This window comes from Kineococcus sp. NPDC059986, assembly GCF_040702905.1.
Taxonomy (GTDB): Bacteria; Actinomycetota; Actinomycetes; order Actinomycetales; family Kineococcaceae; genus Kineococcus.
In genome coordinates this window covers 62,295-87,789 of sequence record NZ_JBFBND010000022.1, presented here as the reverse complement: position 1 = coordinate 87,789, position 25,495 = coordinate 62,295, and the positions used below count along the sequence as shown (strand labels likewise).

Annotated in this window: 24 protein-coding genes; 8 read left to right on the top strand and 16 right to left on the bottom strand. The window is 73.3% G+C overall.

Annotation, left to right across the window (positions count from 1 at the left end; genetic code table 11):
* Positions 1-177 precede the first annotated feature (177 nt).
* From AB0637_RS16650 to AB0637_RS16640, 3 genes are read left to right on the top strand one after another with little or no spacing between them, the layout of a single operon-like run.
* Positions 178-579: a hypothetical protein gene (locus tag AB0637_RS16650; RefSeq protein WP_366173601.1), complete on the top strand. Its 402-nt coding sequence runs from the start codon at positions 178-180 to the stop codon at positions 577-579.
* A gap of 10 nt (positions 580-589) precedes the next feature.
* Positions 590-1,207, top strand: coding sequence for a hypothetical protein (locus AB0637_RS16645; protein WP_366173600.1), 618 nt, complete (start codon positions 590-592; stop codon positions 1,205-1,207).
* Between the two features lie 31 nt (positions 1,208-1,238).
* Positions 1,239-2,450: a GNAT family N-acetyltransferase gene (locus AB0637_RS16640; RefSeq protein WP_366173599.1), complete on the top strand. Its 1,212-nt coding sequence runs from the start codon at positions 1,239-1,241 to the stop codon at positions 2,448-2,450.
* An 18-nt stretch (positions 2,451-2,468) separates the two neighbouring features.
* On the opposite strand, the gene AB0637_RS16635 is transcribed toward AB0637_RS16640, so the two are convergent.
* From AB0637_RS16635 to AB0637_RS16615, 5 genes are all read right to left on the bottom strand, one after another.
* Positions 2,469-2,912, bottom strand: a complete 444-nt coding sequence (locus tag AB0637_RS16635) for a GNAT family N-acetyltransferase (protein WP_366173598.1) — start codon at positions 2,910-2,912, stop codon at positions 2,469-2,471.
* Positions 2,909-4,195, bottom strand: a complete 1,287-nt coding sequence (locus tag AB0637_RS16630; protein WP_366173597.1) for an adenylosuccinate synthase — start codon at positions 4,193-4,195, stop codon at positions 2,909-2,911. The genes AB0637_RS16635 and AB0637_RS16630 overlap by 4 nt, the downstream gene beginning before the upstream one ends.
* A gap of 134 nt (positions 4,196-4,329) precedes the next feature.
* Positions 4,330-5,367 (bottom strand): FAD-dependent oxidoreductase, encoded by a 1,038-nt coding sequence (locus AB0637_RS16625; protein WP_366173596.1) that lies wholly within the window; start codon positions 5,365-5,367, stop codon positions 4,330-4,332.
* Positions 5,364-5,783, bottom strand: coding sequence for a DUF3151 domain-containing protein (locus AB0637_RS16620; protein WP_366173594.1), 420 nt, complete (start codon positions 5,781-5,783; stop codon positions 5,364-5,366). The genes AB0637_RS16625 and AB0637_RS16620 overlap by 4 nt, the downstream gene beginning before the upstream one ends.
* Positions 5,780-8,218 carry a SpoIIE family protein phosphatase gene (locus AB0637_RS16615; protein ID WP_366173593.1) on the bottom strand — a complete coding sequence of 813 codons (2,439 nt, stop codon included), beginning with the start codon at positions 8,216-8,218 and terminating at the stop codon, positions 5,780-5,782. The genes AB0637_RS16620 and AB0637_RS16615 overlap by 4 nt, the downstream gene beginning before the upstream one ends.
* A gap of 379 nt (positions 8,219-8,597) precedes the next feature.
* On the opposite strand from AB0637_RS16615, the gene AB0637_RS16610 reads away from it, so the two are divergent.
* Positions 8,598-8,960 (top strand): STAS domain-containing protein, encoded by a 363-nt coding sequence (locus AB0637_RS16610; RefSeq protein WP_366173592.1) that lies wholly within the window; start codon positions 8,598-8,600, stop codon positions 8,958-8,960.
* A 100-nt stretch (positions 8,961-9,060) separates the two neighbouring features.
* Here AB0637_RS16610 and fbaA read toward each other — a convergent pair whose 3' ends face one another.
* Entirely contained in the window at positions 9,061-10,083 is a 1,023-nt protein-coding gene (gene fbaA / locus AB0637_RS16605) for a class II fructose-bisphosphate aldolase (RefSeq protein WP_366173591.1), read from the bottom strand.
* Positions 10,084-10,234: 151 nt separating this feature from the next.
* On the opposite strand from fbaA, the gene AB0637_RS16600 reads away from it, so the two are divergent.
* The 4 genes from AB0637_RS16600 to AB0637_RS16585 all read left to right on the top strand — a co-directional run bounded on the left by AB0637_RS16600 (position 10,235) and on the right by AB0637_RS16585 (position 14,060).
* Positions 10,235-10,789, top strand: coding sequence for a type 1 glutamine amidotransferase domain-containing protein (locus AB0637_RS16600; RefSeq protein WP_366173590.1), 555 nt, complete (start codon positions 10,235-10,237; stop codon positions 10,787-10,789).
* Entirely contained in the window at positions 10,786-11,790 is a 1,005-nt protein-coding gene (locus AB0637_RS16595) for a TIGR03557 family F420-dependent LLM class oxidoreductase (RefSeq protein ID WP_366173589.1), read from the top strand. Before AB0637_RS16600 ends, AB0637_RS16595 begins: the two co-directional genes overlap by 4 nt.
* 194 nt (positions 11,791-11,984) lie before the next feature.
* Entirely contained in the window at positions 11,985-13,352 is a 1,368-nt protein-coding gene (locus AB0637_RS16590) for an aminotransferase class V-fold PLP-dependent enzyme (RefSeq protein ID WP_366173588.1), read from the top strand.
* 51 nt (positions 13,353-13,403) lie between these two features.
* Positions 13,404-14,060: an XRE family transcriptional regulator gene (locus AB0637_RS16585; protein WP_366173587.1), complete on the top strand. Its 657-nt coding sequence runs from the start codon at positions 13,404-13,406 to the stop codon at positions 14,058-14,060.
* A gap of 20 nt (positions 14,061-14,080) precedes the next feature.
* On the opposite strand, the gene AB0637_RS16580 is transcribed toward AB0637_RS16585, so the two are convergent.
* From AB0637_RS16580 to AB0637_RS16535, 10 genes are all read right to left on the bottom strand, one after another.
* Positions 14,081-15,292, bottom strand: a complete 1,212-nt coding sequence (locus AB0637_RS16580; RefSeq protein ID WP_366173586.1) for an allantoate amidohydrolase — start codon at positions 15,290-15,292, stop codon at positions 14,081-14,083.
* Positions 15,285-16,424 (bottom strand): FAD-dependent oxidoreductase, encoded by a 1,140-nt coding sequence (locus AB0637_RS16575; RefSeq protein WP_366173584.1) that lies wholly within the window; start codon positions 16,422-16,424, stop codon positions 15,285-15,287. Before AB0637_RS16575 ends, AB0637_RS16580 begins: the two co-directional genes overlap by 8 nt.
* Positions 16,421-16,876: a HutD family protein gene (locus AB0637_RS16570; RefSeq protein ID WP_366173583.1), complete on the bottom strand. Its 456-nt coding sequence runs from the start codon at positions 16,874-16,876 to the stop codon at positions 16,421-16,423. The genes AB0637_RS16575 and AB0637_RS16570 overlap by 4 nt, the downstream gene beginning before the upstream one ends.
* 22 nt (positions 16,877-16,898) lie before the next feature.
* Entirely contained in the window at positions 16,899-18,236 is a 1,338-nt protein-coding gene (locus AB0637_RS16565; protein WP_366173582.1) for an FMN-binding glutamate synthase family protein, read from the bottom strand.
* Positions 18,237-18,249: 13 nt separating this feature from the next.
* On the bottom strand, positions 18,250-18,969 hold the full coding sequence (locus AB0637_RS16560; protein WP_366173581.1) for a protein glxC: 720 nt from the start codon (positions 18,967-18,969) through the stop codon (positions 18,250-18,252).
* Entirely contained in the window at positions 18,957-19,853 is an 897-nt protein-coding gene (locus tag AB0637_RS16555; RefSeq protein ID WP_366173580.1) for a glutamine amidotransferase, read from the bottom strand. The genes AB0637_RS16560 and AB0637_RS16555 overlap by 13 nt, the downstream gene beginning before the upstream one ends.
* A 64-nt stretch (positions 19,854-19,917) precedes the next feature.
* Positions 19,918-21,213: a type III glutamate--ammonia ligase gene (gene glnT / locus AB0637_RS16550; protein WP_366173607.1), complete on the bottom strand. Its 1,296-nt coding sequence runs from the start codon at positions 21,211-21,213 to the stop codon at positions 19,918-19,920.
* 336 nt (positions 21,214-21,549) lie between these two features.
* On the bottom strand, positions 21,550-21,861 hold the full coding sequence (locus AB0637_RS16545; protein ID WP_366173579.1) for a cupin domain-containing protein: 312 nt from the start codon (positions 21,859-21,861) through the stop codon (positions 21,550-21,552).
* A gap of 38 nt (positions 21,862-21,899) precedes the next feature.
* Entirely contained in the window at positions 21,900-23,492 is a 1,593-nt protein-coding gene (locus AB0637_RS16540; protein WP_366173578.1) for a BCCT family transporter, read from the bottom strand.
* 441 nt (positions 23,493-23,933) lie between these two features.
* Positions 23,934-25,397 (bottom strand): cytosine permease, encoded by a 1,464-nt coding sequence (locus AB0637_RS16535; protein WP_366173576.1) that lies wholly within the window; start codon positions 25,395-25,397, stop codon positions 23,934-23,936.
* Between the last annotated feature and the right edge of the window lie 98 nt (positions 25,398-25,495).

The window sequence follows — 25,495 nt, the reverse complement described above, 5'->3', positions numbered from 1 at the left end:
GACCCTGGACTGGAAGACACCGGCTGAGGCTTTGAACGAGCTACTGTCCAGGCCCTACGACCACGACGGTGTTGCAGGGACCGCTTGAATCCGCCCTGTTCTCGGGGGCGGAAAGAGTGTTTTCCGCCCTGTGAACCCAGGGTTGACACTGTCGTCAACCCTGGGTTCACTGGTGTCGTGGGCGACGTGCTGCAGGCCGAGGACGGGTGGGACGCCGTACTGGCGCACCGCCCGCCGTTCGACCCGGCCCTGACCGCCGTCGCCGCCCGCCTCGGGCGCTGCACCTCCCCCGCCGTCGTCGCCGCGGCCCTCGCCGACCACGGCGACGGGCTGCTGCGCCAGCTCGCCGGCCTGGCCGTCGACCGCGACTGGGTGACCGACTGCGGCGGCCGGCTGGGCGCCGTCCTCGTGCTCGCCGAGGTGGACGCGGCCGCGTCCGCGTTGCGCTCGCACGTCGCGACCGCGCGCGCCGGTCTGCTCGCCGACCTCGTGCAGGACCACAGCCTCGTGGACCTCGCCGACCTGCTCGGGGTCACCCGGCAGGCGCTGCACAAGACGTTGAAGAACCGCGGACTGTGAGGGGATCCCGATGACCCAGGAACTCATCCCGACCACCGGGACCCACCCGCTGCGGACGCGCGGACCGGGACGAGCGCTCTACGCCGCGGCGATGGCGACCGACCTCACCGCCCTGCTGCTGCTCGGGCTGGTCACGACGGGTCTGCTGCGCACGCCCGACCCGGTCCAGGGAGGGGCGGTCTTCCTCGTCATCGGCCTGCAGCTGCTCGCGAGGAAGCTGCGCAGTCGCGCCTGGTGGTACGTGCCGCTGCGCGACGCCGGCCCGGTACCGGTCGCCGCCGACCTCGTGTTCTGGAGCGCCATGGCCGCCGTGCTGATCACCCTCGCCACCGTGGAGGCGACGGGTCGCGCGGGTTCGTGGGCGTTCGGCGCGTGGTTCGTCGTCGGGACCGCCGTCCTCGCGGCCTGGTTGCCCTCCACCGACCGTCCGACGCCGGAACCCCCCTCGGCGTGGTGGACGCGCACCGTCCCGATGCTCGCAGCAGCCGCGGTGACGCTGGCCCTGGCGGTCGGCGACCACCAGGTGGGTGTCGGAACCGCCGCGGTGGTCGCGGTGGGCATCGGCGCCGGAACGGTGGGCGTGCGCCTGCTGGCGGCGCGGAGGGTGCGCGCCGCGAAACCCGCGTGACGCCGGGACGACCGTTCCCTACGGTGCGACGGTGCCCCTCACCGTCCGCGCCACCACCGCAGCGGATCTCGACGTCTTCGTCACGACCCTGCACGCCGCCTTCGGGCGGTTCCCGGAACGTCCCGAGGAGGACGGGTCGGGGGTGTTCTGGTCGGTCCTGGAGATGGACCGCAACCTGCTCGCGCTCGACGACGGCCGCCCCGTGGGGACCGCGGCGGGGTACTCCTTCGAGCTGACCCTGCCGGGCGGCGCCCGCGTCCCGACCACGGGGGTGACGAACGTCGGCGTCGTGCCCTCGCACCGGCGACGAGGCGTCGCGACGGCGCTCGTGCGGCGCCAGCTCGCGGACCTGCGCGAGCGCGGAGAACCGGTCGCCGTCCTGCTCGCGATGGAACCGACCATCTACCGGCGGTTCGGCTACGGCCCGGCGACCTTCAGCCGCAGGGCGTCCGTGGTCCGGGCGCGGGCCGCGTTCGACGACGACCGGCTGGCCCGGGTGGGGCGCGGCACCGTGGTGGTCGTCCGCCGCGAGGACTGCGTCCCGGTGCTGGAGGAGGTGTACGAGCGGCACCGCCTGCACCGGGTCGGGGCGTTGGACCGGCCCCACCGGTGGTGGGCGCGCGGTGCCGGGCACCCGCCCGTGTCCCGGGAACCCCGGTGGATCGGCCTGCACCGCAGCACCGACGGCCGAGCCGACGGGTACGTGAGCTACCGCCTCGACGACGGGGTCCTGCACGTCGACGAGACCATCACCACCGACGACGCGGTGCGCGAGGAACTCGACCGCTTCGTCCTGGCGCACGACCTGGTGCGGGAGGTGGTGTTCCACGAGGCCCCGACCGACCATCCCCTGCGGTGGCAGCTCCTCGACTGCGACGCCGTCTCCTCCGGCGGCGACGAGGCCTGGCTGTGGGTCCGCGTCCTCAACGTCCCGCGGGTGCTGGAAGCCCGCACGTGGACCGGGAGCGGAACCCTGGTCCTGCAGGTCGACGACCCGTTCCTCGGGGAGAGCTCGCGGCACGAACTCGCCGTGACCGGCGGTGCGGCGCGGTGCACGACGACCACGCGGGAACCTGACCTCGTCCTCGACGTCAGCGACCTGGGGTCCCTCTCCCTCGGAGGCGTCCCCCCTCGTGACCTCGTCCGGGCCGGTCGCGTCCGGGCCCGCGACGAGGAGGCGGTGGCGATGGCGCAGACCCTGTTCCGGACCGAGCAGGTGCCCTGGTCGCACCACGTCTTCTGAGGGTTCGACCGCGCCGGGTCAGGCCGTCCGCACCATCGTGACGTGCGGGATCCCGTCCTCGGAGAACACGTCCCCCTGCGGCACGAAACCGAACCGGGCGTACCAGTCCTGCAGGTGCGCCTGGGCGTCGAGGACGACGTTGGACCCCTCGAGGAGTTCCAGCGCGCGCTCCATCAACCGCGCCGCGACCCCGGCACCGCGGAACTCCCGCGCCGTCGCGACGCGGCCGATGCGACCTCGGCCGTCGGCGTCGCGCAGGACGCGCAGCGTGGCGACGGGCGCACCGTCGACCTCGGCCCACACGTGGACGCACGTGGGTTCCAGGTCGCGGCCGTCGAGTTCGGGGTAGGCGCACTCCTGCTCGACGACGAACACGTCGACGCGCAACCGCAGCAGCCCGTAGAGCACCGCGGGCGGGAGGTCGGCGAGCGCCGCCTCCCGCACCAGGGGCGAACTCGTCATCCGAGGAGGTCGTGCCGGACGACGGTCTGCTCACGGTCCGGACCGACGCCGACGGCGCTGATCCGGGCCCCGGAGATCTGCTCGAGCGCCTCGACGTACGCCTGCGCGTTCTTCGGCAGGTCGGACATCGAGCGGGCCGAGGAGATGTCCTCGGTCCAGCCGTCGAAGAACTCGTAGACCGGGGTCGCGTGGTGGAAGTCCGTCTGCGACATGGGGATCTCGTCGTGCCGGACACCGTCGACGTCGTAGGCCACGCACACGGGGATGCGTTCCCAGCCGGTGAGGGTGTCGAGCTTGGTGAGCACGAAGTCGGTGACGCCGTTGATGCGCGCGGCGTACCGGGAGATGACGGCGTCGTACCAGCCGGTGCGGCGCGGGCGGCCGGTGGTGGTGCCGAACTCCCCACCGTCCTGCCGCAGCTTCTCGCCGTCGGCGTCGAGGAGTTCCGTCGGGAACGGGCCCTCACCGACGCGGGTCGTGTACGCCTTCACGACGGCGACGATCCGGTCGACGCGGTTCGGCGGGATGCCCGCCCCCGTGCACGCGCCGGCCGCGGTGGCCGACGACGACGTGACGAACGGGTAGGTGCCGTGGTCGATGTCGAGCATCGTCGCCTGGCCGCCCTCGAACAGGACGATCTCGTCGCGGTCGAGCGCCCGGGACAGTTCCAGGGACACGTCGGTCACCATGGGCCGCAGCCGCTCGGCGTACGACAGCAGCGTCGCCACGGTCTCGTCGACGGACACCGCGCGGCGGTTGTAGTGCTTGACGAGCAGGTGGTTCTTCTGGTCGAGGGCACCCTCGACCTTCTGCCGCAGGATCGACTCGTCGAAGAGGTCCTGGATGCGGATCCCGACGCGGTTGATCTTGTCGGCGTAGGACGGTCCGACCCCGCGACCGGTGGTGCCGATCTTGCGCTTGCCGAGGAAGCGTTCGGTCACCTGGTCGAGCACGCGGTGGTACGGCGCGATGACGTGCGCCGAGGCGGAGACGAGGAGTTTGGAGCAGTCGACCCCGCGGGCCGTCATCGCGTCGATCTCCTCGAAGAGGACCGACAGGTCGACGACGACGCCGTTGCCGATGACGGGCGTGACGCCGGGGGTGAGGATGCCGCTGGGGAGCAGGTGCAGCGCGTACTTCTCGTCACCCACGACGACGGTGTGACCGGCGTTGTTGCCGCCGTTGAACTTCACCACGTAGTCCACGCGTGCGCCGAGGGCGTCGGTGGCCTTGCCCTTGCCCTCGTCCCCCCACTGGGCGCCGACGAGCACGATCGCGGGCATTGAGATCCCCTGCTTCCTGGTGACGACTGTCCGGGTGCTGCACGGCCCCACGGACCACCGGCCCGGGACGGGGGTGGTCACCGCAGACCACGACGAGCTTACCGGGTGGTGGACCTGCGGCGACCTCCTCGTCCTCAGCCGGTGAACCGACCGGCGAGGTGGAGCCCCAGCGCCCGCCCCGACTCCCAGGCCGTCTGCACCTTCGACCGCTCGCCCCAGGCGTCCCCGCAGACCCCGATCCCGCTCTCCTCGTCGAAGCCGAAGAGGGCGTCGTCGTGCTGGCGCAACGGGCTCGCCAGCGACCAGCGGTGCGCACGGGCCCAGGTGGGCGCCGGCGCGTCCGCGACCCCGAGCAGCGACCCGAGGCCGGCGAGCACGGGCGCGACGATGCTCGCGGGGGCGTCGAGGTGCTCGCTGGAGATGTCCGGCGCGGTGTGCGCGACGAGGACGGGGGCCCCGTCGCCGCGGCGCGACCCGTCGTCGGCCAGGAAGACGAGCAGGTCGGAGTCGTTGACGAAGGCCCCGTGGAAGTCGGGCCACCAGCGCTGCTCCCAGCCCGCGTAGACCGCGATGCAGGGACGCCAGTTCCACCGCGCCGACACGTCGAGGCGGGTGGCCGCCATGCGCGGCAGCAGGTCCGCGGCCTGCGGGTCGGGCATGGCGAGCACGACGGCGGGGGCCGCGCGGCCGTCGACGCCCGGGCCGTCGTCACCGCTGGAGACGCCCTCGACGTCGATGCCCTGCACGACGTCGAGCGGGTCCTGCCCCGGCGGCGCGACGAGGTCCTCGACGAGGCTGCGCAGCCCCGTCGGGGACGCCCAGCGGACGGGGCCGGAGGAGGACCTCGGCTCACCGCCGGACCCGTCGAGCACGGCGAACGTGTCCGTCCACGGCCGGGCGAGGCCGCGGTCCTCCCAGCCGCGGACGAGGCGGGCGAAGTCCCCGTCCCCCGAGACCGTGAAGTAGGAGGCCCCGAGGTCGACGAAGCGGACGCCGCCGGTGCTCTCGACGCGGCGGCCGCCCATGCGCCCACCGCTGCGCCGACCCCGGTCGACGACGCGGACGGGCACCCCGGCGTCGCTCAGCGCGCGGGCGCAGGCGAGGCCTGAGATCCCCGCACCGACGACGAGGATCGGACGGGCGGGGTCGACGGTGGTGGTCCCGGAGCTCACGAGGGCAGCAGTTCGCGGGCTGCGGCGGGGTCGCAGTCGTTGAGGAACGTGGTGCAGCGCACCGCTTCCTCGGTCTCGCCGATGGACTGCGCGGACCGCTGCAGGGCGGCCAGCGCCCGGAGGAAACCGCGGTTGGGCTCGTGCGCCCACGGCACCGGTCCGTGACCGCGCCAGCCCGCGCGGCGCAGGGCGTCGAGACCGCGGTGGTAACCGGTGCGGGCGAAGGCGTACGCGGTCACCGAGTCCCCCGCCACGAGGGCCCGCTCGGCGAGCAGGGCCCACGGCAGCGAGGCCGCCGGGTGCGCTGCCGCGACGGCGGCCGGGTCCGTGCCGGCCGACAGCGCGTCGTCGACCTCGACGACCGCGGGCAGGTGGGTGGGCGGCGGTCCGCCCAGCAGGTTGGTGCCGGTGCTCACGACGATCCTCTCTGGTGGCTGATCTCGACCCAGACGATCTTGCCCCGCCGGGTGGGTGTGCTCCCCCACCGTCCCAGTGACGCGACGAGGCGCATCCCGTGGCCGCCCCCGCCGTCCGGACGGGCCTCGACGACCTCGGGGAGTTCGGGGCTGTCGTCCTCCACCTCGATGCGCAGCTCGCCCTCGAGGTCGAACAGGCGCAGCCCGATCGTGCCCCAGCCGTGCAGGACGGCGTTGGCGACCAGTTCGGAGACGACGATCTCGGCGCGGGGGCCGCACTCCAGGCCCCACACGGCGCAGGCGCGCAGGGTCGCGTGCCGGGCCTTGCCGATGGAGGACGGTTCCGACGGCAGCTGCCAGCGGCGGCGGCGCGGGGTGTCGGCCGTGGGCAGCGGCTCACCGCCGACCTCGGACTCCTCCGGCACCCGGACGACGACGACGGCCGTGCCGTCCTCGGGGGTCTCCCCCAGCCCCGCCAGCAGCTCCTCGCCGATGCCGGCGGCGTCGTGGGCGCTGGAGCGGGCCAGCACCTCCACCAGCACCTCGAGGCCGTCGCGCACCGGTCGCGACCGCCTCTCGATGAGGCCGTCGGTGTAGAGGACGAGGACGTCGCCCGCCGCGAGCGCCCGCTCGCGCGTGGGCCGGGGACGGTCCCCCAGACCGACGAGCGTGCCCGTGGCCTCGCTGAGGACCTCCACGCGCTGGTCCGGCCCCCTCCCGCGGCGCAGGAGCGGCGGCAGGTGACCGGCGCTGGACCAGGCCATCTCCCAGCCGCCGTCGTCGAGGCGCTGCAGGGTCGCGTAGACGAGCGAGGCCATCCGGGCGATGCCGAGCCCCCCGGCGAGCTGGTCGACGCGCATGAGGACGCTGGCCGGGTCGTCGACGTCGTGGGCGGCGGACCGGACGACGGTGCGGATCCGCCCCATCGCCGCAGCCGCCTCGACGTCGTGCCCGACGACGTCGCCGACGACGATGCCGGCCACCGCGCCGCCGCTGCCGTCGGCGGCTGGGGGCAGGACGTCGTACCAGTCACCGCCCAGCCGGGTGTGGTCGGCGTGGGGGCCGTGGTAGGTCCAGACGTCCAGGCCGTCGATGCCGGCGACCCCGTCGGTGTCGGGCATGAGGCTGCGCTGCAACGTCTCGGCCAGGTGGTGCTCCCGGGCGTGCAACCGGGAGTTCTCCAACAGCAGGGCCGCCCGCGCCGCCGCACCGACGACGACGGCGCGGTCCTCCGGACCCAGCCCACTGGGGTGCGGGCACACGAGCAGCAGGCCCAGGACGTCCTGCTGACCCCGCAACGGGACGGCGAGCGCCGGCGCGGGGTCGGCGCCGGCGTCCGTGCACGTCGCCCGCAACCAGGCGGCGACCGTCCCCGGCCCCGCGGGCACGTCGGCGAGGTCGGTCAGCGCGCGGGTGCAGGCGTCGAGCAGGGCGTCGGGACCGGCCGCCCTGTCCCGGGGGAGGTGAGCTCCCACGAGGGCGTGCAGGCGCCGCCCGTGGGCGGCGGCGACGACGAGGTCGCTGCCCCCGGAGCGCTCGAGGACGCGGACGAACAGCGCCCCGGCGACGAGCTGGTCGCCGAGGACCCGCGCGACGTCCTGCAGGACGTGGTCGACGTCCGGCGGCGGCCGGTCGGCCGTGGGCGGGCTGACGCCGTCGCGGGGACCGTCGAGCGCGGACCCGACGACCGCGTCGAGCCGGGTGAGGACGTCCAACCGGGCCCCGGCGGTCCGGTCCACGGCCGTGCGGCGCGTGACGTCGCTGTGCCAGCTCAGGACGTGGCAGAGCCGGCCGGTGCGGTCCCTGAGCGGCACGGTGCGGACGTGGTGGAGGAAGTCGCTGCCGTCGGCGCGCTGGTCCAGCAGCGTGACCGCGACCGGGTGGGGAGCCGCCAGCGCCTGCGCCAGCTCGGCGGCGGCCCGGTCGTCGCGCGTGCGCAGGAGCTCCCGGGCGGGCCGGCCGACGACGTCGACGGCCTGGACACCGGTGGTGCGCGTCCAGGCGCTGTCGACGCCCCGCACGACGAGCCGGCCGTCACGCACCTGCGCCAGCGCGGCTCCGGGGGCGGCGGCCACGACGGAGGTGGCCGCCCGCGGGGTGTGGCCCCGCTCGACGGGCAGCAGGACGACCAGGACGTCGCCGCCGCCGGGGAGGGGCCCGGCGCTGCACCACAGGTCCCCGGGCAGGAGCTCCCCCGTGACGAGGTCGCCCGCGCCGGCCCGGTCCCAGACGGACCCCGGGGGCAGCTGCGCGCGGCGCCGGAAGTCCTCCAGGGTCCGCGGGAGGTCTCCCGGACCGTCGGCGGCCCCGAGCCGGTCCCGTGCGGCGGCGTCGGCGGCCAGGACCACGGCGGCGCGGGCACCGGCCCCGCGGCTCACCAGCAGCACGGCGGCGGGATCGCCCAGGGCGAGCGCCTGAAGACTGCTGGCCGACATGGGACGGGGCTCCTCGGGCTCGCGCGGTGGCGCGGTCGGACGGGTGGGACGGACGCGTACGGGGACTGCTGGAGTGTGCCCGACGTGCTGTCGGACGTACCGGTCGGTTGACCAGTTCCCCGTCCGGACGACGGGACCGCGGTGCACGGCACCAACGCCGATCCGGCGTCGATAGCATGCAGGGGGGTCGGACGGACCGCGCGCCGAGGAGGCGCCGGGGCGGTCGACCCACCCGCGTGGTGGAAGGCCGTGCGGGACGGTCGTCCGCTGCCTGTAGAGAGCCGGGCTCAGCGGCACAGGGTGCGGACCTTTCGGAGGACCCATGACGAACGACGCGACACCGCCAGGACAGGCGCCGCGGGTGCCTCAGGTGCGCTCGGTGGACCCGGGCTCGGTGCACGTCCTCTACGAACCGCGGGCCACGCGCGTGGTGCTCACCGGCGAGATCGACGCCGAACTCGGGCCGGACCTGCTCGAGGCGGCCGAGGACGCCCTGAGCTCCGGCCGCCCGCTGCAGGTCGACGCCCACCACGTGACGTTCATGGACTCGACGGGGCTGGCCTTCCTGGCCCGGCTCGCGTCCCGGTCCAAGGCGCACCGGGTGACCCTCATCCGGCCGCCCGCGGTCGTGAAGTTCCTCATCGAGACGACGAACATCGTCCAGCTCCTCGACGTCGTCGACGAGGAACCGGGCCTGAGCAGCACCGGCGACGGTGACGAGGACGGGCCCCAGCCCGCCTGACCATCGGCGCGCGCGGAGGACACTCCCTGCGCCCCACCGGACACGACGAGGCCCCGCCCACCAGCTGGTGGACGGGGCCTCGTCGTGTGCGGTCAGCGGGTCACTTGACCGACTTGCCCGCGCTGCGCAGGTTCTGTGCGGCCTCGACGACGCGCGCCGCCATGCCCGTCTCGGCGGCCTTGCCCCAGACGCGGGGGTCGTAGGCCTTCTTGTTGCCGACCTCGTCGTCGACCTTGAGGACGCCGTCGTAGTTCTTGAACATGTGGTCGACGACCGGGCGCGTGAAGGCGTACTGGGTGTCGGTGTCGATGTTCATCTTGATGACGCCGAAGTCGACGGCGTCGCTGATCTCCTGCGCCGACGAGCCGGACCCGCCGTGGAAGACGAGGTCGAAGGGCTTGTCCTTGCCGACGCGCGAGCCGACCTCGTCCTGGATCTGCTTCAGGATCTCCGGACGCAGCTTCACGCCGCCGGGCTTGTAGACGCCGTGCACGTTGCCGAAGGTCAGGGCGGCCATGTACCGGCCCTTCTCGCCGGTGCCGAGCGCGTCGACCGTCGCGAGGGCGTCCTCGACGGTCGTGTAGAGCTTGTCGTTGATCTCGTGGGCGACGCCGTCCTCCTCGCCGCCGACGACGCCGATCTCGACCTCGAGGACGATCTTGGCGGCCGCGGCCTGGGCCAGCAGCTCCTGGGCGATCTGCAGGTTCTCGTCCAGCGGCACGGCCGAGCCGTCCCACATGTGCGACTGGAACAGCGGGTCGCGACCGCTCTTGACGCGCTCGGCGGAGATGGCGAGCAGCGGGCGGACGAAGCCGTCGAGCTTGTCCTTGGGGCAGTGGTCGGTGTGCAGGGCGATGTTGACGTCGTACGCCTTGGCGACGTGGTGCGCGTACTCCGCGAGGGCCTGCGAGCCCAGGACCATGTCCTTGACGGAGGTGCCGGAGAGGAACTCGGCCCCACCCGTCGAGACCTGCACGATGCCGTCGCTCTCGGCCTCGGCGAAGCCCCGGATCGCCGCGTTCAGCGTGATCGAGGAGGAGATGTTGATGGCCGGGTACGCGAAGGAACCGGCCTTCGCGCGGTCCAGCATCTCGGCGTAGACGTCCGGCGTGGCGATGGGCATGGGGGCACTCCTCCGTGCGGCGGCTCTGGCAGGGGTGATCCTTCCACGCCCCCGGCGCCGTGAGCAGTGGCCCCGCCCCCGCTCCCACCCCCCGCACCGTCGGTACCCGTTCCCGGATGCCGACCCCCCGGGGCGGTGCGAGCGTGGCGGCATGACGGACGCAGCACTCACGGGCAAGAAGATCGCGTTCCTCGTCGCGGGCGAGGGCATCGAGCAGGTCGAGCTGACGGAACCGTGGAAGGCGGTGCAGGAGGCCGGCGGTGAGCCGGTGCTGCTGTCGACGAAGCCCGGCACGGTCCAGGCGTTCGACCACCTGGACAAGGCCGACACCTTCGACGTGGACGTCGTCGTCGACGACGCGAGCCCGTCGGAGTACGCGGCGCTCGTCCTGCCGGGCGGGGTCGCCAACCCCGACGCCCTGCGGACCTCCCGCTCCGCCGTGACGTTCGTGCAGCAGTTCGCGGCCTCCACCCGCCCCATCGCGGCGATCTGCCACGCGCCGTGGACCCTCGTCGAGGCGGACGTGCTGAAGGGTCGTCGCATGACGTCCTGGCCCTCGCTGCAGACGGACCTGCGCAACGCGGGCGCGGAGTGGGTCGACGAGGAGGTCGTCGTGGACCGCAACGGTCCCGGGCCGCTCGTGACGAGCCGCAACCCCGACGACCTGCCCGCGTTCAACCGCGCGCTGCTGGAGGCGTTGTCGTGAGCGCTCCCGGGATCGGCTACACCTGCATGAGCGAGCAGTCCGACCCGCGCTGGCTCGTGCGGGACGCGCGGGCGGCCGAGGAGGCGGGTTTCGACTCGATCGTCTTCTCCGACCACGCCTCGCCGTGGCTGACGTCGCAGGGCCACGCGCCCTACGTCTGGTCGGTGCTCGGCGCCGTCGCCGCCACGACGTCGCGCGTGGAACTCATGACGTACGTGACGTGCCCGACGATCCGCTACCACCCGGCCGTCGTCGCGCAGAAGGCGGCGACGGTGCAGATCCTGTCCGAGGGACGTTTCGTCCTGGGGCTGGGCTCGGGGGAGAACCTCAACGAGCACGTCGTCGGTCAGGGCTGGCCCGCCGTCGAGGAACGCCAGGACATGCTCGTGGAGGCCTGCGAGATCATCTCCAACCTGTTCGACGGCGACCTGCTGACCTACGCGGGCGACTACTTCCGGGTCGACTCCCACCGCCTGTGGGACGTCCCCGAGCACCGGGTCCCGATCGCCGTGGCGATCAGCGGGGAGAAGTCCGCGACCCGGTTCTCCCCGCTGGCCGACCACGCCATCGCCGTCGAACCCGACGCGGCCCTGAAGGCCTGGGACGCAGCGCGGGAGACGGGCCAGCAGCCCAGCCGGAAGATCGGGCAGATGCCCGTCTCCTGGGGTGCGGACAAGGACGCGGCGATCGCCCGGGCGCACGAGCAGTTCCGCTGGTTCGCCGGCGGCTGGAAGGTGAACGCCGACCTGCCGACGACCGCGGGTTTCGCGGGTGCCACCCAGTTCGTCCGCCCGGAGGACGTGGCCGCGCAGATCCCGTGCGGGAACGACGTCGACGCGGTCGTGGAGGCGGCCCAGGCCTACTTCGAGGCCGGGTTCACCGACCTCGCGCTCGTCCAGATCGGCGGGGAGCACCAGGAGGAGTTCCTCGCGGCGGCGGCCTCCGACATCATCCCGGCCCTGCGCGAGGCCGCCCAGGGGACGGACCCCTCCCCCAGCTGACCGGCCCAGCCCAGGACTGCACAGCACCGCACGCAACGGACCGGTGGTTCCCCAGGACGGGACCACCGGTCCGTTGCGTGGTTGCGCAGCGCAGGCGTCTTGAGTCCGGGTGGCGCCGGCCCTACCGTCGTGGGGAGGACCGGCCCGCACGTCCCGTGCGGCACGCCCGGACGGACGTCGACCCAGGGACGGACATGCACGACGACCACACCGCGCGGATGCACGAGACCAGCCGCGAGAACGAAGCCGTCCTGAACCTCGTCCTGGAGTACTCCCGCAACCGCCTCACGGCGCGCGACCTGCCGCTGGACAAGTCGGTGAGCAGCGCCGACCTTCGGCGACTGGCCCCGCCGGCGGTCACCGAGGACGGCATCGGTGCCGCCCGCGCCATGGCCGTGTTCGAGCACGTGCTCGCCCCGGCGTGCATCACCACCGACCACCCGCGGTACCTCTCGTTCATCCCCTCGGCCCCGTCCAAGGCGGCGGCCGCGTTCGACATCGTGGTGTCCGCCAGCGCCCTCTACGGGGGTTCCTGGCTCGAAGGTGCGGGCGCGGTGCACGCCGAGAACGAGGTGCTGCGCTGGCTGGCCGACGAGTTCGGGCTGCCCGCGGGTTCCGGTGGGGTGTTCGTCCAGGGCGGGACGCTCGGGAACCTGTCCGCCCTCGTCGCCGCCCGAGAGGACGCCCGCAGCCGGGGCACGGCCTCCGGCCGCTGGGCCGTGGTCTGCAGCGCCGAGGCGCACTCCTCGATCGCCTCCGCGGCCCGCGTCATGGACGTCGACGTGGTCGCCGTCGCGCCCGGCGAGGACGGGGTGCTGCGCGGGGAGGCCGTGCGTGCCGCCCTGGACGAGCACGGGGACAGGGTGTTCGCGGTCGTGGCGACGGCGGGTTCGACGAACTTCGGCATCGTCGACGACATCGCGGGGATCGCCGAGGTGACCACCGGACGCGGCACGTGGCTGCACGTGGACGGGGCCTACGGTCTCGCCGGCCGGTTGTCCACGCGGCGCCGGGACGTGTTCGCGGGCCTGGAGCACGCCGACTCCGTCATCGTCGACCCGCACAAGTGGTTGTTCGCCCCGTTCGACGCGTGCGCGTTGATCTACCGCGACCCCGAACGGGGACGACGGGCCCACACCCAGCACGCCGAGTACCTCGACACCCTGACCGAGACGAAGGACTGGAGCCCGTCGGACTTCGCCGCCCACCTCACGCGGCGGCCGCGCGGACTGCCGACGTGGTTCTCCCTCGCGACCTACGGCGTGCGGGCCTACCGCGCCGCGATCGACGCCGCGATCGACCTGGCCGAGGAGGTGGGCCGCGTCATCACCGCCCGCCCCGAACTGGCCCTCGTGCGGGACCCGCAGTTGTCCGTCGTCGTGTTCGAGCGCGTGGGGTGGTCCAAGGCCGACTACGACGCGTGGTCCGCGCGCCTGCTCGACGACCAGCTCGCGTTCGTCACGCCGAGCAGCCACCGGGGACGACCCAACGCGCGCTTCGCGATCGTCAACCCGCGCACGACGATCGAGGACCTCACCGCCATCCTCGACACGATGCGCTGAGGTCTCCCAGGGGTGGACGTCGCCGCACCGCAGTGGGGCAGGATGGGGCGCATGACGAGCGCCGAGGACCCCATCGCCTCCGGCTCGGCGGCCCGCGAGGTCGCGCGCGAGGCGGCCGGTCCGGCCGAGGGCGACCTCGAGCGCAGCATCGCGGCGCAGGTGCGCGCCTACCGGCAGGCCGCGGGGTTGTCGGTCGCCGACATGGCCGACCGGGTCGGCATCTCCAAGGCGATGCTGTCGAAGATCGAGAACGCGCAGACGTCCTGCAGCCTCACGACCCTCGCCCGGCTCGCCGCGGGCCTCGAGGTCCCGGTGACCGCCCTGTTCCGCGGGGTCGACGCCGAACGCGAGGCCGTGTTCGTCCCGGCGGGTCACGGGGCCCGCATCGTCCGGCGCGGGTCGAAGCAGGGGCACCTGTACGAACTCCTGGGCGGCCTGCGCGGACCGCACAAACGCATGGAGGCCGTCCTCGTGACCCTCACCGAGGCCTCCGAGGTGTTCCCGCTGTTCCAGCACCCCGGCACCGAGATCCTCTACATGCTCGAGGGCGAGATGGTCTACGGGCACGGCGAGGCCCGCTACACGATGCGCCCCGGTGACGCGCTGCAGTTCGACGGCGAGGGTCCGCACGGGCCGGAGGAACTCCTCGAACTGCCCGCGAAGTTCCTCGCGGTCACCGCCTACGACGGGACCGGCGGGCACGGCTGAGGCACCCGCCGGCCGGGGCCTCAGACCAGCAGGTCGGCCAGCACGTCGGCGAGGGCGACGGAACCGCGTTCGGCGTCGTCGTCGGTGCAGAACTCCTCGGGCGAGTGCGAGACCCCGGTGGGGTTGCGCGTGAAGAGCATGGCCGTGGGAACCCGCTCGGCGAGGACACCCGCGTCGTGACCGGCCCCGGTGGCCAGCAGCGGCGCACTCGGGAGGACACCGGACAGCCTGCGGGACAACGGGACGTCGAAGTCGACCGTCGGACTCAGGGACTCCTCGCGGACGTCCACGGTGCACCCCTCCGCCGCGGCGAGCCCGACCGCGCGCCGCGAGACCTCCGCGACGACGGCCGCGGTGACGGCGTCCTCCGGGTGCCGCACGTCGAGCCACAGGTCCACGCGCGAGGCGATGACGTTCGTCCCGCCCGGCACGGGGTTCAGCCGTCCGACCGTGGCCCGGGTGCCGGGGTTCGCCGCGGCGACCTCCCGGGCCGCCGCGACGACGAGGGCCGCGACGAGGAGCGGGTCGTGCCGGTCGGCGAGGAGCGTCGTGCCGGCGTGGTTCCCCTGCCCGTGCACGGAGAACCGCCAGCGACCGTGCCCGATGACGGAGGACGCCACGGCCACGGGCGCGTCGAGGTCCACGAGGCCGCGGCCCTGTTCGACGTGCAGTTCCACGAAGCAGCCGACGCGGGCCAGCGCCTCGTCGTCGCGGCCGAAACCCGCCGGGTCCAGCCCGGCGCCGCGGGCGACGTCGGCGAAGGTGTTCCCGTCGGGGTCGGTGAGGGCCAGCGCCCGCTCGGGGGAGATCGCCCCCGTCAGCAACCGCGACCCCAGGCAGGCGACACCGAACCGGGACCCCTCCTCCTCGGGGAACACCGCGAGGCCGAGCGGTCGGGTGGGTGCCACGCCGCGCTCGCGCAACAGGTCGAGGGCGCGCAGGGCGGACGCGACACCCAACGGACCGTCGAAGGCGCCACCACCGGGGACGGAGTCCAGGTGGCTGCCCGTCACCACGGCGTCCGCCAGGGGGGCTCCGGCGGGGTTCCACCAGGCCCACACGATGCCGTTGCGGTCGGTCTCGCCCTCGAGCCCGCGGCGGCCCAGCTCGGCGAGGTACCAGTCGAGCAGTTCCCGCTCGGCGGTCGCGAAGACGGGACGGGAGTACCCGCCGCGCACCGGGTCCCGCCCGGTGTCGGCGAGGGCGGCGAGGAGGTCGGCGGTCTCAGGCACGGGTCGAACCTACCCGGGCCACCCGGAACCGGTCCGGCACCGACCCCGTCCCGAGCGCGACGTCGGCCGCGACCTCGCCGAGGACGGGCGCGAACTTGGCGCCGTGTCCCGAGCACGGGGACACGACGGTCACCCCGTCGGCCTCGTCGACGACGAAGTCCTCGCTGGGGGTGTTGGTGAACAGGCACGTCGTCTCGGCGTACGGCTCGGGCACGAGCCCGGGCAGGAACCGGCGCACGTACTCCACGACGCGTTCGCGGTTGGCGGGGTCGACGCGGCCCGTCCGCTCGGCGGCGGAACCGATGACCCGGCCGGCGTCGTACTCGGCCACCTTCTGCCCCCGGAACTGCGCGTCGCGTCCCCCGGGCAGCGCGTAGACGCAGATGTCCTCGCGCTTGTGGATGAGCGTCGGCCACGCGTCGGCGGCCGCGGCGTCCCGGTACGGGAAGTGGAAGGCGTTCTCCTCCTTCACCTGCAGCGGCGGGAACGCGTCGAAGAACCCCGCCGGCAGCGACAGGTCGGCCAGCAGGTCGGGCAGGAAACCCCCGGCGGCGACCACGACGCGTTCCGCGGAGACCGTCCGCCCGTCCGCGGCGTGGGCGGTGAAACCGGACCTCGACCGCTCCAGCCGCTGCAACGGCCAGCCCGTGAGGACCTCCGCCCCGCGGGCCTCCGCCGCCGCCACCATGGTCGTCACGGTCGACTCCGCGTCGAGGACACCGCCCGCCCGGTGCAGCAGGACGTCGGTGTCGAACGCGATGTCCGGCCAGCGCTCGCGCGCCACGTCGCGGGCCAGGAGCTCGTGCTCCACCCCGGCGTCGGCCAGGACCGCCGCGAGTCCGTGCGGGTCGCGCTGCGACCCGAAGTCCAGGGCACCGCAGCGCCGGACGAGGTCGGACCCGTGGAGGGCGGACAGTTCCGCCCACCCCGGTTCGGTGGCGGTCACGAGGTCGACGTACACGCGCTCGGGGTAGGCGTACCGGAAGATCCGGGCCGACCCGTGGGAACTGCCGTGCTCCGAAGCCGGCACGTCCCGTTCCACGAGCGTGACGGAGAACCCCCGTTCGGCCAGGCGCCAGGCGGTGGACGCTCCCGCCAGGCCGGCCCCGACGACGAGGAACTGCGAACTCATGAGATCCCTTCCACCACGACGGCTCGCCCCACGAGGTCGCCGGGGACGACGGAGAAGTGCGACTGCAGGGTGTCCAGGTCGACCGCGGCCACGGCCTGCGCCGGAACACCCACCCGCACCCGTGCGGTGTGCGGGCGGGTCGTCATGACGTTGACGGCGGTCACCGGGACCGTTCCGCCGCCGTGGGGGGCGGCGAGCACCACGTCCTCCCCCGCGAAGCGGAGCACGTCGCCGGGGCCGAGCGGGTGCGCCGTCCCGGCGACGGTCAGCACCAGCTCTCCGCGGGCGACGACGAAGGTCCGGTCCACCCCCGGGAAGGTCGAGAACGACCCCGCCCCGGTGATGGTGGCGATGCTCAGCCGCCACTCCCCGTCGCGGTGCACCTCCCGCGTCGTGCCGCCGCCGTTGCGCCACGGCACGTCGGGGAGGTCCTCGTAGGCCACGGTCCGCACGGGACCAGGATGCCCCGGCGCCTCAGGAGCCCTGCCCGGGGATCCAGCTCGTGCCGGCCAGCGGCAGCCGGGTCATCGCCGCGGCCTCGATGGTCAGCGCCACGAGGTCCTCGGGCTCGAGGTGCTGGAGGTGGGCCTTGCCGCAGGCGCGGGCGATGATCTGCGCCTCCATCGTCATGACGCGCAGGTAGTTCGCGAGCCGCCGGCCGCCGACCTCGGGGTCGAAGCGCTGCTGGAGCTCGGGGTCCTGCGTCGTGATGCCGGCCGGGTCCTGCCCCGCCTGCCAGTCGTCGTAGTAGCCCGCGGCCGAACCGATCTTGCGGTACTCGGCGTCGAGGGCGGGGTCGTTGTCGCCGAGGGCGATGAGGGCGGCGGTGCCGATGGCCACGGCGTCGGCCCCCAGCGCCATGCACTTGGCGAGGTCGGCGCCGTTGCGCACACCCCCGGAGACGATGAGCTGCACCTCGCGGTGGACCCCCATCTCCTGCAGCGCGCGGACGGCCTCGGGGATCGCGGCCAGGGTCGGGATGCCCACGTGCTCGATGAAGACGTCCTGGGTGGCGGCGGTCCCGCCCTGCATGCCGTCGACGACGACGACGTCCGCGCCGGCCTTCACGGCGAGCTTGACGTCGTAGTACGGGCGCGAGGCCCCGACCTTGACGTAGACCGGCTTCTCCCAGTCGGTGATCTCGCGCAGTTCACCGATCTTGATGGCCAGGTCGTCGGGACCGGTCCAGTCCGGGTGCCGGCAGGCCGAGCGCTGGTCGACGCCGACGGGCAGCGTGCGCATCCCCGCGACGCGCTCGGTGATCTTCTGACCGAGCAGCATCCCGCCGCCGCCGGGTTTCGCGCCCTGGCCGAGCACGACCTCGATCGCGTCGGCGGCGCGCAGGTGGTCGGGGTTCATGCCGTAGCGCGAGGGCAGGTACTGGTAGACGAGGTGCTTGGAGTGGCCGCGCTCCTCGTCGGTCATGCCGCCGTCGCCCGTCGTGGTCGACGTCCCGACCTCGCTGGCCCCGCGGCCGAGGGCCTCCTTGGCCCGACCGGACAGCGCACCGAAGCTCATCCCGGCGATGGTGACGGGCGTGGACAGGTGCAGCGGGAACTTCGCGTTCCGCGCGCCGAGGACGACGTCGGTGTCGCAGCGTTCGCGGTACCCCTCCAGCGGGTACCGCGACATGCTCGCCCCGAGGAACAGCAGGTCGTCGAAGTGCGGCAGCTTGCGTTTGGCCCCTCCCCCGCGGATGTCGTAGATCCCGGTGCGGGCCGCGTGCTGGATGGCCGCGATGGTGGTGCGGTCGAACGTCGCGGACTCGCGCAGGCCCTGCGCGGCGAAGTCGGCCGGGGTGGCGTCGGTCATCTCCGGGCCCCTCTCAGTACGCCGAGGCGTTGTCGACGTGGAAGTTGTAGAGCGTGCGGGCCGACCCGTACCGGGTGAACGCGGCCGGGTCGTCGTCGCGGCCGGCGGCGGCGAGCAGGTCGGTGACTTCGGCCAGGTGCTCGGGGCGCATCTCCTTGGCGACGCAGTCGGCGCCGAGGGAGGCGACGGTCCCCTGGACGTAGATGCGGGCCTCGTAGATCGAGTCGCCGAGCGCGTCGCCGGCGTCACCGCAGACGACCATCCGTCCCGCCTGGGCCATGAAACCGCTCATGTGGCCGACGTTCCCGCCGACGACGATGTCGACGCCCTTCATGGAGATCCCGCACCGCGCCGCGGCGTTGCCGTCGACGACGAGCAGACCCCCGTGGGCGGTCGCCCCCGCGGACTGGGACGCGTCGCCGTGCACGTGGACGCGACCGGACATCATGTTCTCGGCCACACCCACCCCGGCGTTGCCGTGGACCTCGACCGTGGCGTGCTGGTTCATGCCGGCGGCGTAGTACCCGACGTGGCCCTCGACGGTGACCGTCACGGGGCGGTCCAGCCCGACGGCGACCGCGTGCCGGCCCGCGGGGTGGACCACGCGGTACGCGGCCGTGGACCCCTCGGGTTCGGCGTGCAGGGCGGCGTTGAGCTCACGCACGCTCGTCGTGGTCAGGTCGACGTCAGTGGTGACGGTGGGGGCGGGGATCTCCTGGGTCAGCGTTCCCATGCGTACACGACCTCCGGCTCGGGTTCGAAGATGCGGGCGTTCTCGACACCGGGCAGGCCGGTGAGGTAGCGGTACTCGCTCGCCATGGCGACCCACTGGTCGGTCTCGGCGACGACGGCGGGTTTGCAGGCGATGGCGTCGCGGACGACGGCGAAGGAGTTCTCGGTGGCGACGAGCAGCGTGTAGAACCCGTCGAACCGCTCGCACAGCAGGCGCAGCGCCTTCTCGACGTCCGCGCCCCCGGCCAACTGCTGGGCGACGAACCGCGCCCCCACCTCGGTGTCGTTCTCGGAGTCGAACTCCACCCCCTCGGCCTTGAGCTCGCGGCGGATCGTGGCGTGGTTGGAGAACGACCCGTTGTGGACCATGCACTGGTCCGGTCCGACGGAGTAGGGGTGGCTGCCGGTCGAGGTGACGGCGGACTCCGTCGCCATCCGGGTGTGCGCCACGCCTTGGTACCCGGTGGCGTCCGCGAGGCGGAACGTCGTGGCCAGCTCGTCGGGGTGTCCCGTCCCCTTGAGGACGGACAGGTTCGCCCCCCGGCTGGTGACGACCGCGCCGGGCAGGGCCGCGCGGACGGCGGCCTCGAGGAGGTCGGCCGCGACGGCCGCGGTGAACACCGTGGTCTGCCCGCTCGCACGGCTGCGGACCGGCTGTCCCAGAGCACGTTCCACCGCGGCGGCCGCCTCGGTCGCCACGAGCGGCGACTCGATCGTGCAGACCGTGGCCTGGCCGGCGGGGTTCAGACCGGGGTCACCGTAGAGGCCGACCCCGGCGGCGTCGGTGCCGCGCTCCGCGGCCTGGCAGAGCATCGTCTGCAGCAGGGCCCCGAGGTGCGGCTGCAGCGCCGCGTCCCGCAGGTGCAGTCCGGCGATCCCGCACATCAGCGTCCTCCTTCGTCGTCAGCGTGTTTCTTCACAGTAGTCGTCGTTTCTCTCAGGTGTCCAGTCAGACCGCCGTGAGGTAGCGGTCGACCTCCCAGTCGGTGACCCGTGCGTGCCAGGAGTAGAACTCCTCGCGCTTGAGCTCGGCGTAGTACCGGGACACCCCGGCGCCGGGGTCGACCGCGTCCAGCACCCCGGTGACGACGTCGTCGGACTCGAACGCGTGCACCGCGTCGAGCAGCGTGCGCGGCAGCAGCGGCGCGTCCGCGGGGCACTCCCCCGGCGCGCCCGGGTCCAGGTCCCGGCGCACCCCGTCCAGACCGGCGCCCAGCGCGACCGCCGCGGCGAGGTGGGAACTGGCCGCACCGTCCCCGGCGCGCAGTTCCACGCGGTGCGGGTCGGGGATGCGCACGAGGTGCGTCCGGTCGTTCCCGCCGTACGTCGCGGCCCGCGGCGCCCACGTCGCCCCCGAGGCCGTCGAGGTGGCCCCGGTCCGCTTGTAGGAGTTCACGGTGGGGGCGATGACGGCCTGCATCGCCGGGGCGTGCGCGAGCAGACCGGCGGTGAACCCGTACCCCGTCCGCGACAACCCCAGCCCACGGGGGTCCTCGACCGCCGGGAACCGGGGGCCGTCCTCCCCCCACAGCGACAGGTGCAGGTGCATCCCGCTGCCCGTGCGGTCGCTGAAGGGTTTGGGCATGTAGGTCGCGATCATCCCGCGCTGCTCGGCGAGCATCTGGATGACGTACCGCAGCGTCGTGACGCGGTCGGCCGTCGTGAGGGCGTCGGCGTAGTGGAAGTTCTGCTCGAACTGCCCGTTGCCGTCCTCGTGGTCGCTGGCGTAGGGGCCCCAGCCGAGGAACTCCATGGCGTCGGAGACGGCGGCGAGGTGGTCGTACATGCGGGTCACACCACGGGTGTCGTAGCAGGGCTGGTCGGCGTCGTCCGCGGCGTCCGCGGTCACCAGCTTGCCGTCGAGGCCGCGCTTGACGAGGAAGTACTCCACCTCCGCGCCCACCGACAGGCTCAGGCCGAGGTCGGCGGCCGCGGCGACCTGCCGGCGCAGCAGGACGCGGGGCGCGAAGGCGTACGGGACCCCCTCGACGTGGGGGTCGCAGTGCACCATCGCCAGCCCGGGCCGGACGAACGGCAACGGGGTGTACGAGGACCGGTCGGGGATCGCGACGACGTCGGGGTCGGCGGGGACCTGCCCCATCCCCCCGGCGGCGTAGCCGGCGAACCCGCACCCCTCACCCTCCAGCTCGTCGGCCGCGGCGACGGGGACGAGCTTGGAGCAGGGTTTCCCGGTGAGGGTGGTGAAGGTGGCGAGCAGGTACCGGACCCCGTCGGCCCGGGCCATGCTCGCGAGGGACTGGGTGGTCCCCACCGACACCTCCGCGGAGGCGCGCGGCGCGGGAGCCGGGGCGTCGGGGGCCGTGCTGGTGGGGGCGGGAGCGGCGGTCACGGGAGCCTCCAGGGCGTCTCACGGTGGCGTCCAACATCTACTGACAGTAGACACGCCTCGTGTTTCGTCCGTATTTCACGCCCGTCACCTCGCGGAAAACACTCCCGCCCCCCTGCGCGGAAAACACTCTTTCCGCCCTCCCCGGGCGGCGATGAGGGCGGGGAGCACGACATCCGCCCGGACGCACCGCCACCCCGCACCCGGTCCGAGGGTGCGGGGCAGCGGGGCGCCTCAGGCGAGGAGCTCGAGGTCTCCCACGGCGGTGACGGACACGTGGGTCACCGACCGGCCCGTGGCGGCCGCGTGCCGGTGCTCGACGCCGGGCGGCACGACGACCACGTCGCCCGGGCCCAGCACGCGCCGCCCGTCGCGGAGCTCGAGCTCCCCGGCGCCGTCCGTCACGACGAGGACCTGCTCGTGCGCGTGCCGGTGCCAGGCCGTGCGAGCGCCCGCGTCGAGCGTCGTCAGCACGACGGTCCGCGGCCCCCCGCCGTCCTGGACCAGCGCGGCGAGGTCGGTCCAGCGGGCGCCCCCCTCGAACACGGGCGGTCCCAGTTCTACGACGGGGAGGTCGGCCCCGCTCACGTCCGGACCGGTCGTTCGCTGCGCAGGTCCTTCCAGAACGCCGCGGTGACAGCCAGGACGATGAGCAGGAACGGCGCCGAGGAGACGATGGCCATGTTCTGCAACGCCTGCAGACCGCCCGCCACGAGCAGCGCCACGGCGGCCGCCCCGGTGAGGACACCCCACAGGACGAGGCACCAGGTCGGAGGTCGTTCGCTGCCCCGCGTGGTGAGCATCGCGAGGACGAACGTGTTCGCGTCGGCGCCGGAGACGAAGAACAGGACGACCAGGACGATCGCCAGGACCGAGGTGACCGTCGAGAGGGGGAACTGGTCGAGCGTCAGGAAGAAGGAGGAGTTCGGGTCCTCCGCCGCGGCGGCCGCGATCCCGGTGCCCTGCGTGAGGTCGAGGTGCATCGCCGTCCCGCCGAAGGCCGTGAACCAGACGAAGAACACGACGCTCGGGACGAGGAGCACACCCACCACGAACTCCCGGATGGTCCGCCCGCGCGAGATGCGCGCCAGGAACACGCCGACGAACGCGGCCCACGACAGCCACCACGCCAGCATGAAGTACGTCCACCACTGCATGAAGCCGAGGTCGCCGTCGGCGGGGGTGGTGAGGCTCATCGCGAAGAACTCGGTCGCGTAGCGGCCGAGGGCCTGGACGAGCAGGTTGGCGAGGTAGATCGACGGTCCGACGACGACGGTGAACACCAGCAGCAGGCCCGCCAGACCCATCGCGGTCTCGCTGAGGTAGCGGATCCCCTTGGCCACGCCACTGACGGCCGACACCGTGAACAGCAGCGTGACCACGCCGATGACGACCACCTGGACGAACGTCGAGACCGGCACGCCGAACAGCGACCCGAGGCCCGCGTTGATCTGCAGCGCACCCAGCCCGAGGGAGGTCGTCGTGCCGAACAGGGTGGCGAAGACGGCGAAGACGTCGATGCCGCCGCCGACCCACCCGTCGACCCGCTTCCCGAGGATCGGCCGCAGGAGCGCGGACACGAGACTGGGCCGCCCCTTGCGGTACGTCGACCAGGCCATGGCGAGCCCCATGACGGCGAAGATGCCCCAGGCGTGCAGACCCCAGTCGAAGAAGGAGAACTGCATCGCCGTGACCGCGGCGTCCCGCGTCATCGGCTCGGCGAGGCCGTGGGGCGGCGCGGCGAGGTGCGTGACGGGTTCGGCGACACCGCAGGAGATGAGGCCGATGCCCATGACGGCCGACAGGATCATCGCGATCCAGGACCGGGTCTTGAACTGCGGACGGTCCTCGTCCCGGCCGAGCCGCAGCCGGCCGTAGGGGCTGAGGGCCAGACCGACGAGGAACACGAGGATCCCCAGGGAGCCCAGCAGGTACAGCCACCCGAAGCTGGACGTGATCCAGTTCAGGGCGTCGGAACCGGCGGTGGCCAGGGACTGGCCCGCCGCCGCGCCCCAGGCCACCACGACGACCGCGAGGGCGACGGAGACGAGGAGGACGGGACTGAACCGGCTCGACGCGGCGGACCGGGCCACCACGGGACCGCCCGCCGGGTGCCCGTCCTGCGCGGAGGGGAAGTCGTCGGGGGGCGAGGGCGGGCTGCTGGTCGGGGTGGACACGGGCAGCTCCTTTCACGGGTCAGGTGGGACCGTGCGGGGATCGGCTCTGGTGGCGCTCGGCGGAGGGCGCGCGCGGCTGCGACCGCGCGTCGGGCTCTGCGGTGAGCGGACGACTCGTGTGGCAGACCGACGCTGGCATGCAAGAGCGGCGGAGGTCAAGGCCGATCCACCACTTCCTCCCAGACAACGCCGATCGGAAACGCCATCGTCACGCCGGTTCACACCCCCGAAACACCGGCGACAGCAAGGAATCGCACTCACCACGACGACCACGTCGTCGACCCACGCCTCGACGCCCTTGCATGCCAAGGTCGAAGGGACCCTGGTGGCGACCTCCAGGGGCGAACTACGGGCGCCCCGTGAGCACGAAGACCTCCGGGTGGGGTGCGGCGCCCAAAGGTTCCGCACCCCACCCGGAGGTCTCGTCGGTGCTCAGCGCACCTAGGCCTCGGTCGCCGACGGGACCGGCGCCACGGCCTGCTGCTCGGATCCGCCGCGAGCGGGCCCGCGCCGGTGCCACAGCGGCGGGAGCCGGTGCAGCAGCAGCCAGGCAGCCCCGCCGACGAGGAACCCGACGACGTAGGAGAGGTCACCCCACCCCGGGTGCGCCGCCGCGACGGGCCCGACGTAGAAGGAGAGGTTCCAGAAGGGGACCGAGACGGCGGCACCGAGGACCCAGGCCACGAACCCCCACTCCAGGACCCGGCGCTCGTCGTACAGCTCCCCGATGCGGCTGCGGTCCCGCCGGCCGCCCACGGTGTAGTCCAGCAGCAGGATGGCCCCGAAGGGCGCGATGAGGTACGCGCCCACGAAGAGGAAGTTCTTGAACTTCGCCTCGAAGCCGGCGTCGGCCCACAGGCTGACGGCGTAGGCCAGCACGCAGATCGCGACGACCGCCGTCCGGCGGCTCACCGGGATGCGCAGCGTCTGGATGGAGATGGCCCCGCCGTAGACGTTGAGGAAGTTCTGCGAGAACGAGGAGAGCAGCACCACCAGCAGCGCCGGCGTCGCGAACGGACCGGTGATGCGGGTGAGCGCGCTGATGGCGTCCTCGCCCGACACTGCCGAACTGCCCAGGAGCGCTCCGGCGATGCCGAGCCAGCTGAGGGTGGTGAAGTTCCCGGCCCACGTCCAGCCGCCCGTCGCCCGGCTGGTCCTCTCGTCGTCCGGCAGGTACCGGGAGTAGTCCGAGGCGAAGGGCCACCACGCGATGAGGAAGCTGAGGAAGTACCCGGCGAAGGTGATCCACCCGCCGGTCGGACCCGACCAGTAGGGCGCCTGCGGGTTCTGCCCGAAACCGCCGTGGACACCGCGGACGACGGAGACGACCGTGATCATCGCGAACCCGAAGAACAGGACCACCGCGAGGATCCGCTGCAGGAAGTGGATCATGTTGTAGCCGTAGACGGCGACGACCAGCTGAAGGGCGACGAGGACGCCGGCCGCCAGCCAGTACGGCACGAAGGGCACCAGGTGGTGCAGGGCCTGGCCGCCCAGGATGACGGTCACCGCGGCCCACCCGATGCCGGCGAAGACGTTGATGTAGGCGACCGGGACGAAGTTGCCGAAGAAGCCCAGCGGTCCCCGGGCCTGGATCTGCTGCGGGACGCCCAACTTGGCGCCCATGCGCGCCAGGACGCCCATGACCACGGACCCGAGGAACGAGCCGACGAGGATCGCGGTCACCGACGAGGTCAGCGACAGCCCGAAGCTCACGGCCGAGAACCCCAGCACCATGATCGGGAAGTTCATGCCGGCGGCGAACCAGATGGAGAACTGCGACGAGGCCTTGCCGTGCCGTTCGGCGTCCGGGATGTGGTCGACGCCGTACGGCTCGACGACCGCGACGCGGTCGCGGTACCCCCGGTCCTGGGGGTGGGCGGTTCCTGCGGACTGGTCGTTCACTGCGGGTGTCCCTCCTGCTCGGGGCGAGACGACGGGGTGGGGCACGCATCGGCTCAGGGAGGCTCTGGAGGGACTCGGAGAGGACTCACGGGAGGGCG

Excerpts from the sequence above, each read along its gene's own strand:
- AB0637_RS16645 (WP_366173600.1), top strand. The coding sequence starts at position 590 with ATGACCCAGGAACTCATCCCGACCACCGGGACCCACCCGCTGCGGACG.
- AB0637_RS16635 (WP_366173598.1), bottom strand. The coding sequence starts at position 2,912 with ATGACGAGTTCGCCCCTGGTGCGGGAGGCGGCGCTCGCCGACCTCCCG.
- AB0637_RS16630 (WP_366173597.1), bottom strand. The coding sequence starts at position 4,195 with ATGCCCGCGATCGTGCTCGTCGGCGCCCAGTGGGGGGACGAGGGCAAG.
- AB0637_RS16615 (WP_366173593.1), bottom strand. The coding sequence starts at position 8,218 with ATGTCGGCCAGCAGTCTTCAGGCGCTCGCCCTGGGCGATCCCGCCGCC.
- fbaA (WP_366173591.1), bottom strand. The coding sequence starts at position 10,083 with ATGCCCATCGCCACGCCGGACGTCTACGCCGAGATGCTGGACCGCGCG.
- AB0637_RS16600 (WP_366173590.1), top strand. The coding sequence starts at position 10,235 with ATGACGGACGCAGCACTCACGGGCAAGAAGATCGCGTTCCTCGTCGCG.
- AB0637_RS16590 (WP_366173588.1), top strand. The coding sequence starts at position 11,985 with ATGCACGACGACCACACCGCGCGGATGCACGAGACCAGCCGCGAGAAC.
- AB0637_RS16585 (WP_366173587.1), top strand. The coding sequence starts at position 13,404 with ATGACGAGCGCCGAGGACCCCATCGCCTCCGGCTCGGCGGCCCGCGAG.
- AB0637_RS16575 (WP_366173584.1), bottom strand. The coding sequence starts at position 16,424 with ATGAGTTCGCAGTTCCTCGTCGTCGGGGCCGGCCTGGCGGGAGCGTCC.
- AB0637_RS16565 (WP_366173582.1), bottom strand. The coding sequence starts at position 18,236 with ATGACCGACGCCACCCCGGCCGACTTCGCCGCGCAGGGCCTGCGCGAG.
- AB0637_RS16560 (WP_366173581.1), bottom strand. The coding sequence starts at position 18,969 with ATGGGAACGCTGACCCAGGAGATCCCCGCCCCCACCGTCACCACTGAC.
- AB0637_RS16555 (WP_366173580.1), bottom strand. The coding sequence starts at position 19,853 with ATGTGCGGGATCGCCGGACTGCACCTGCGGGACGCGGCGCTGCAGCCG.
- glnT (WP_366173607.1), bottom strand. The coding sequence starts at position 21,213 with ATGGCCCGGGCCGACGGGGTCCGGTACCTGCTCGCCACCTTCACCACC.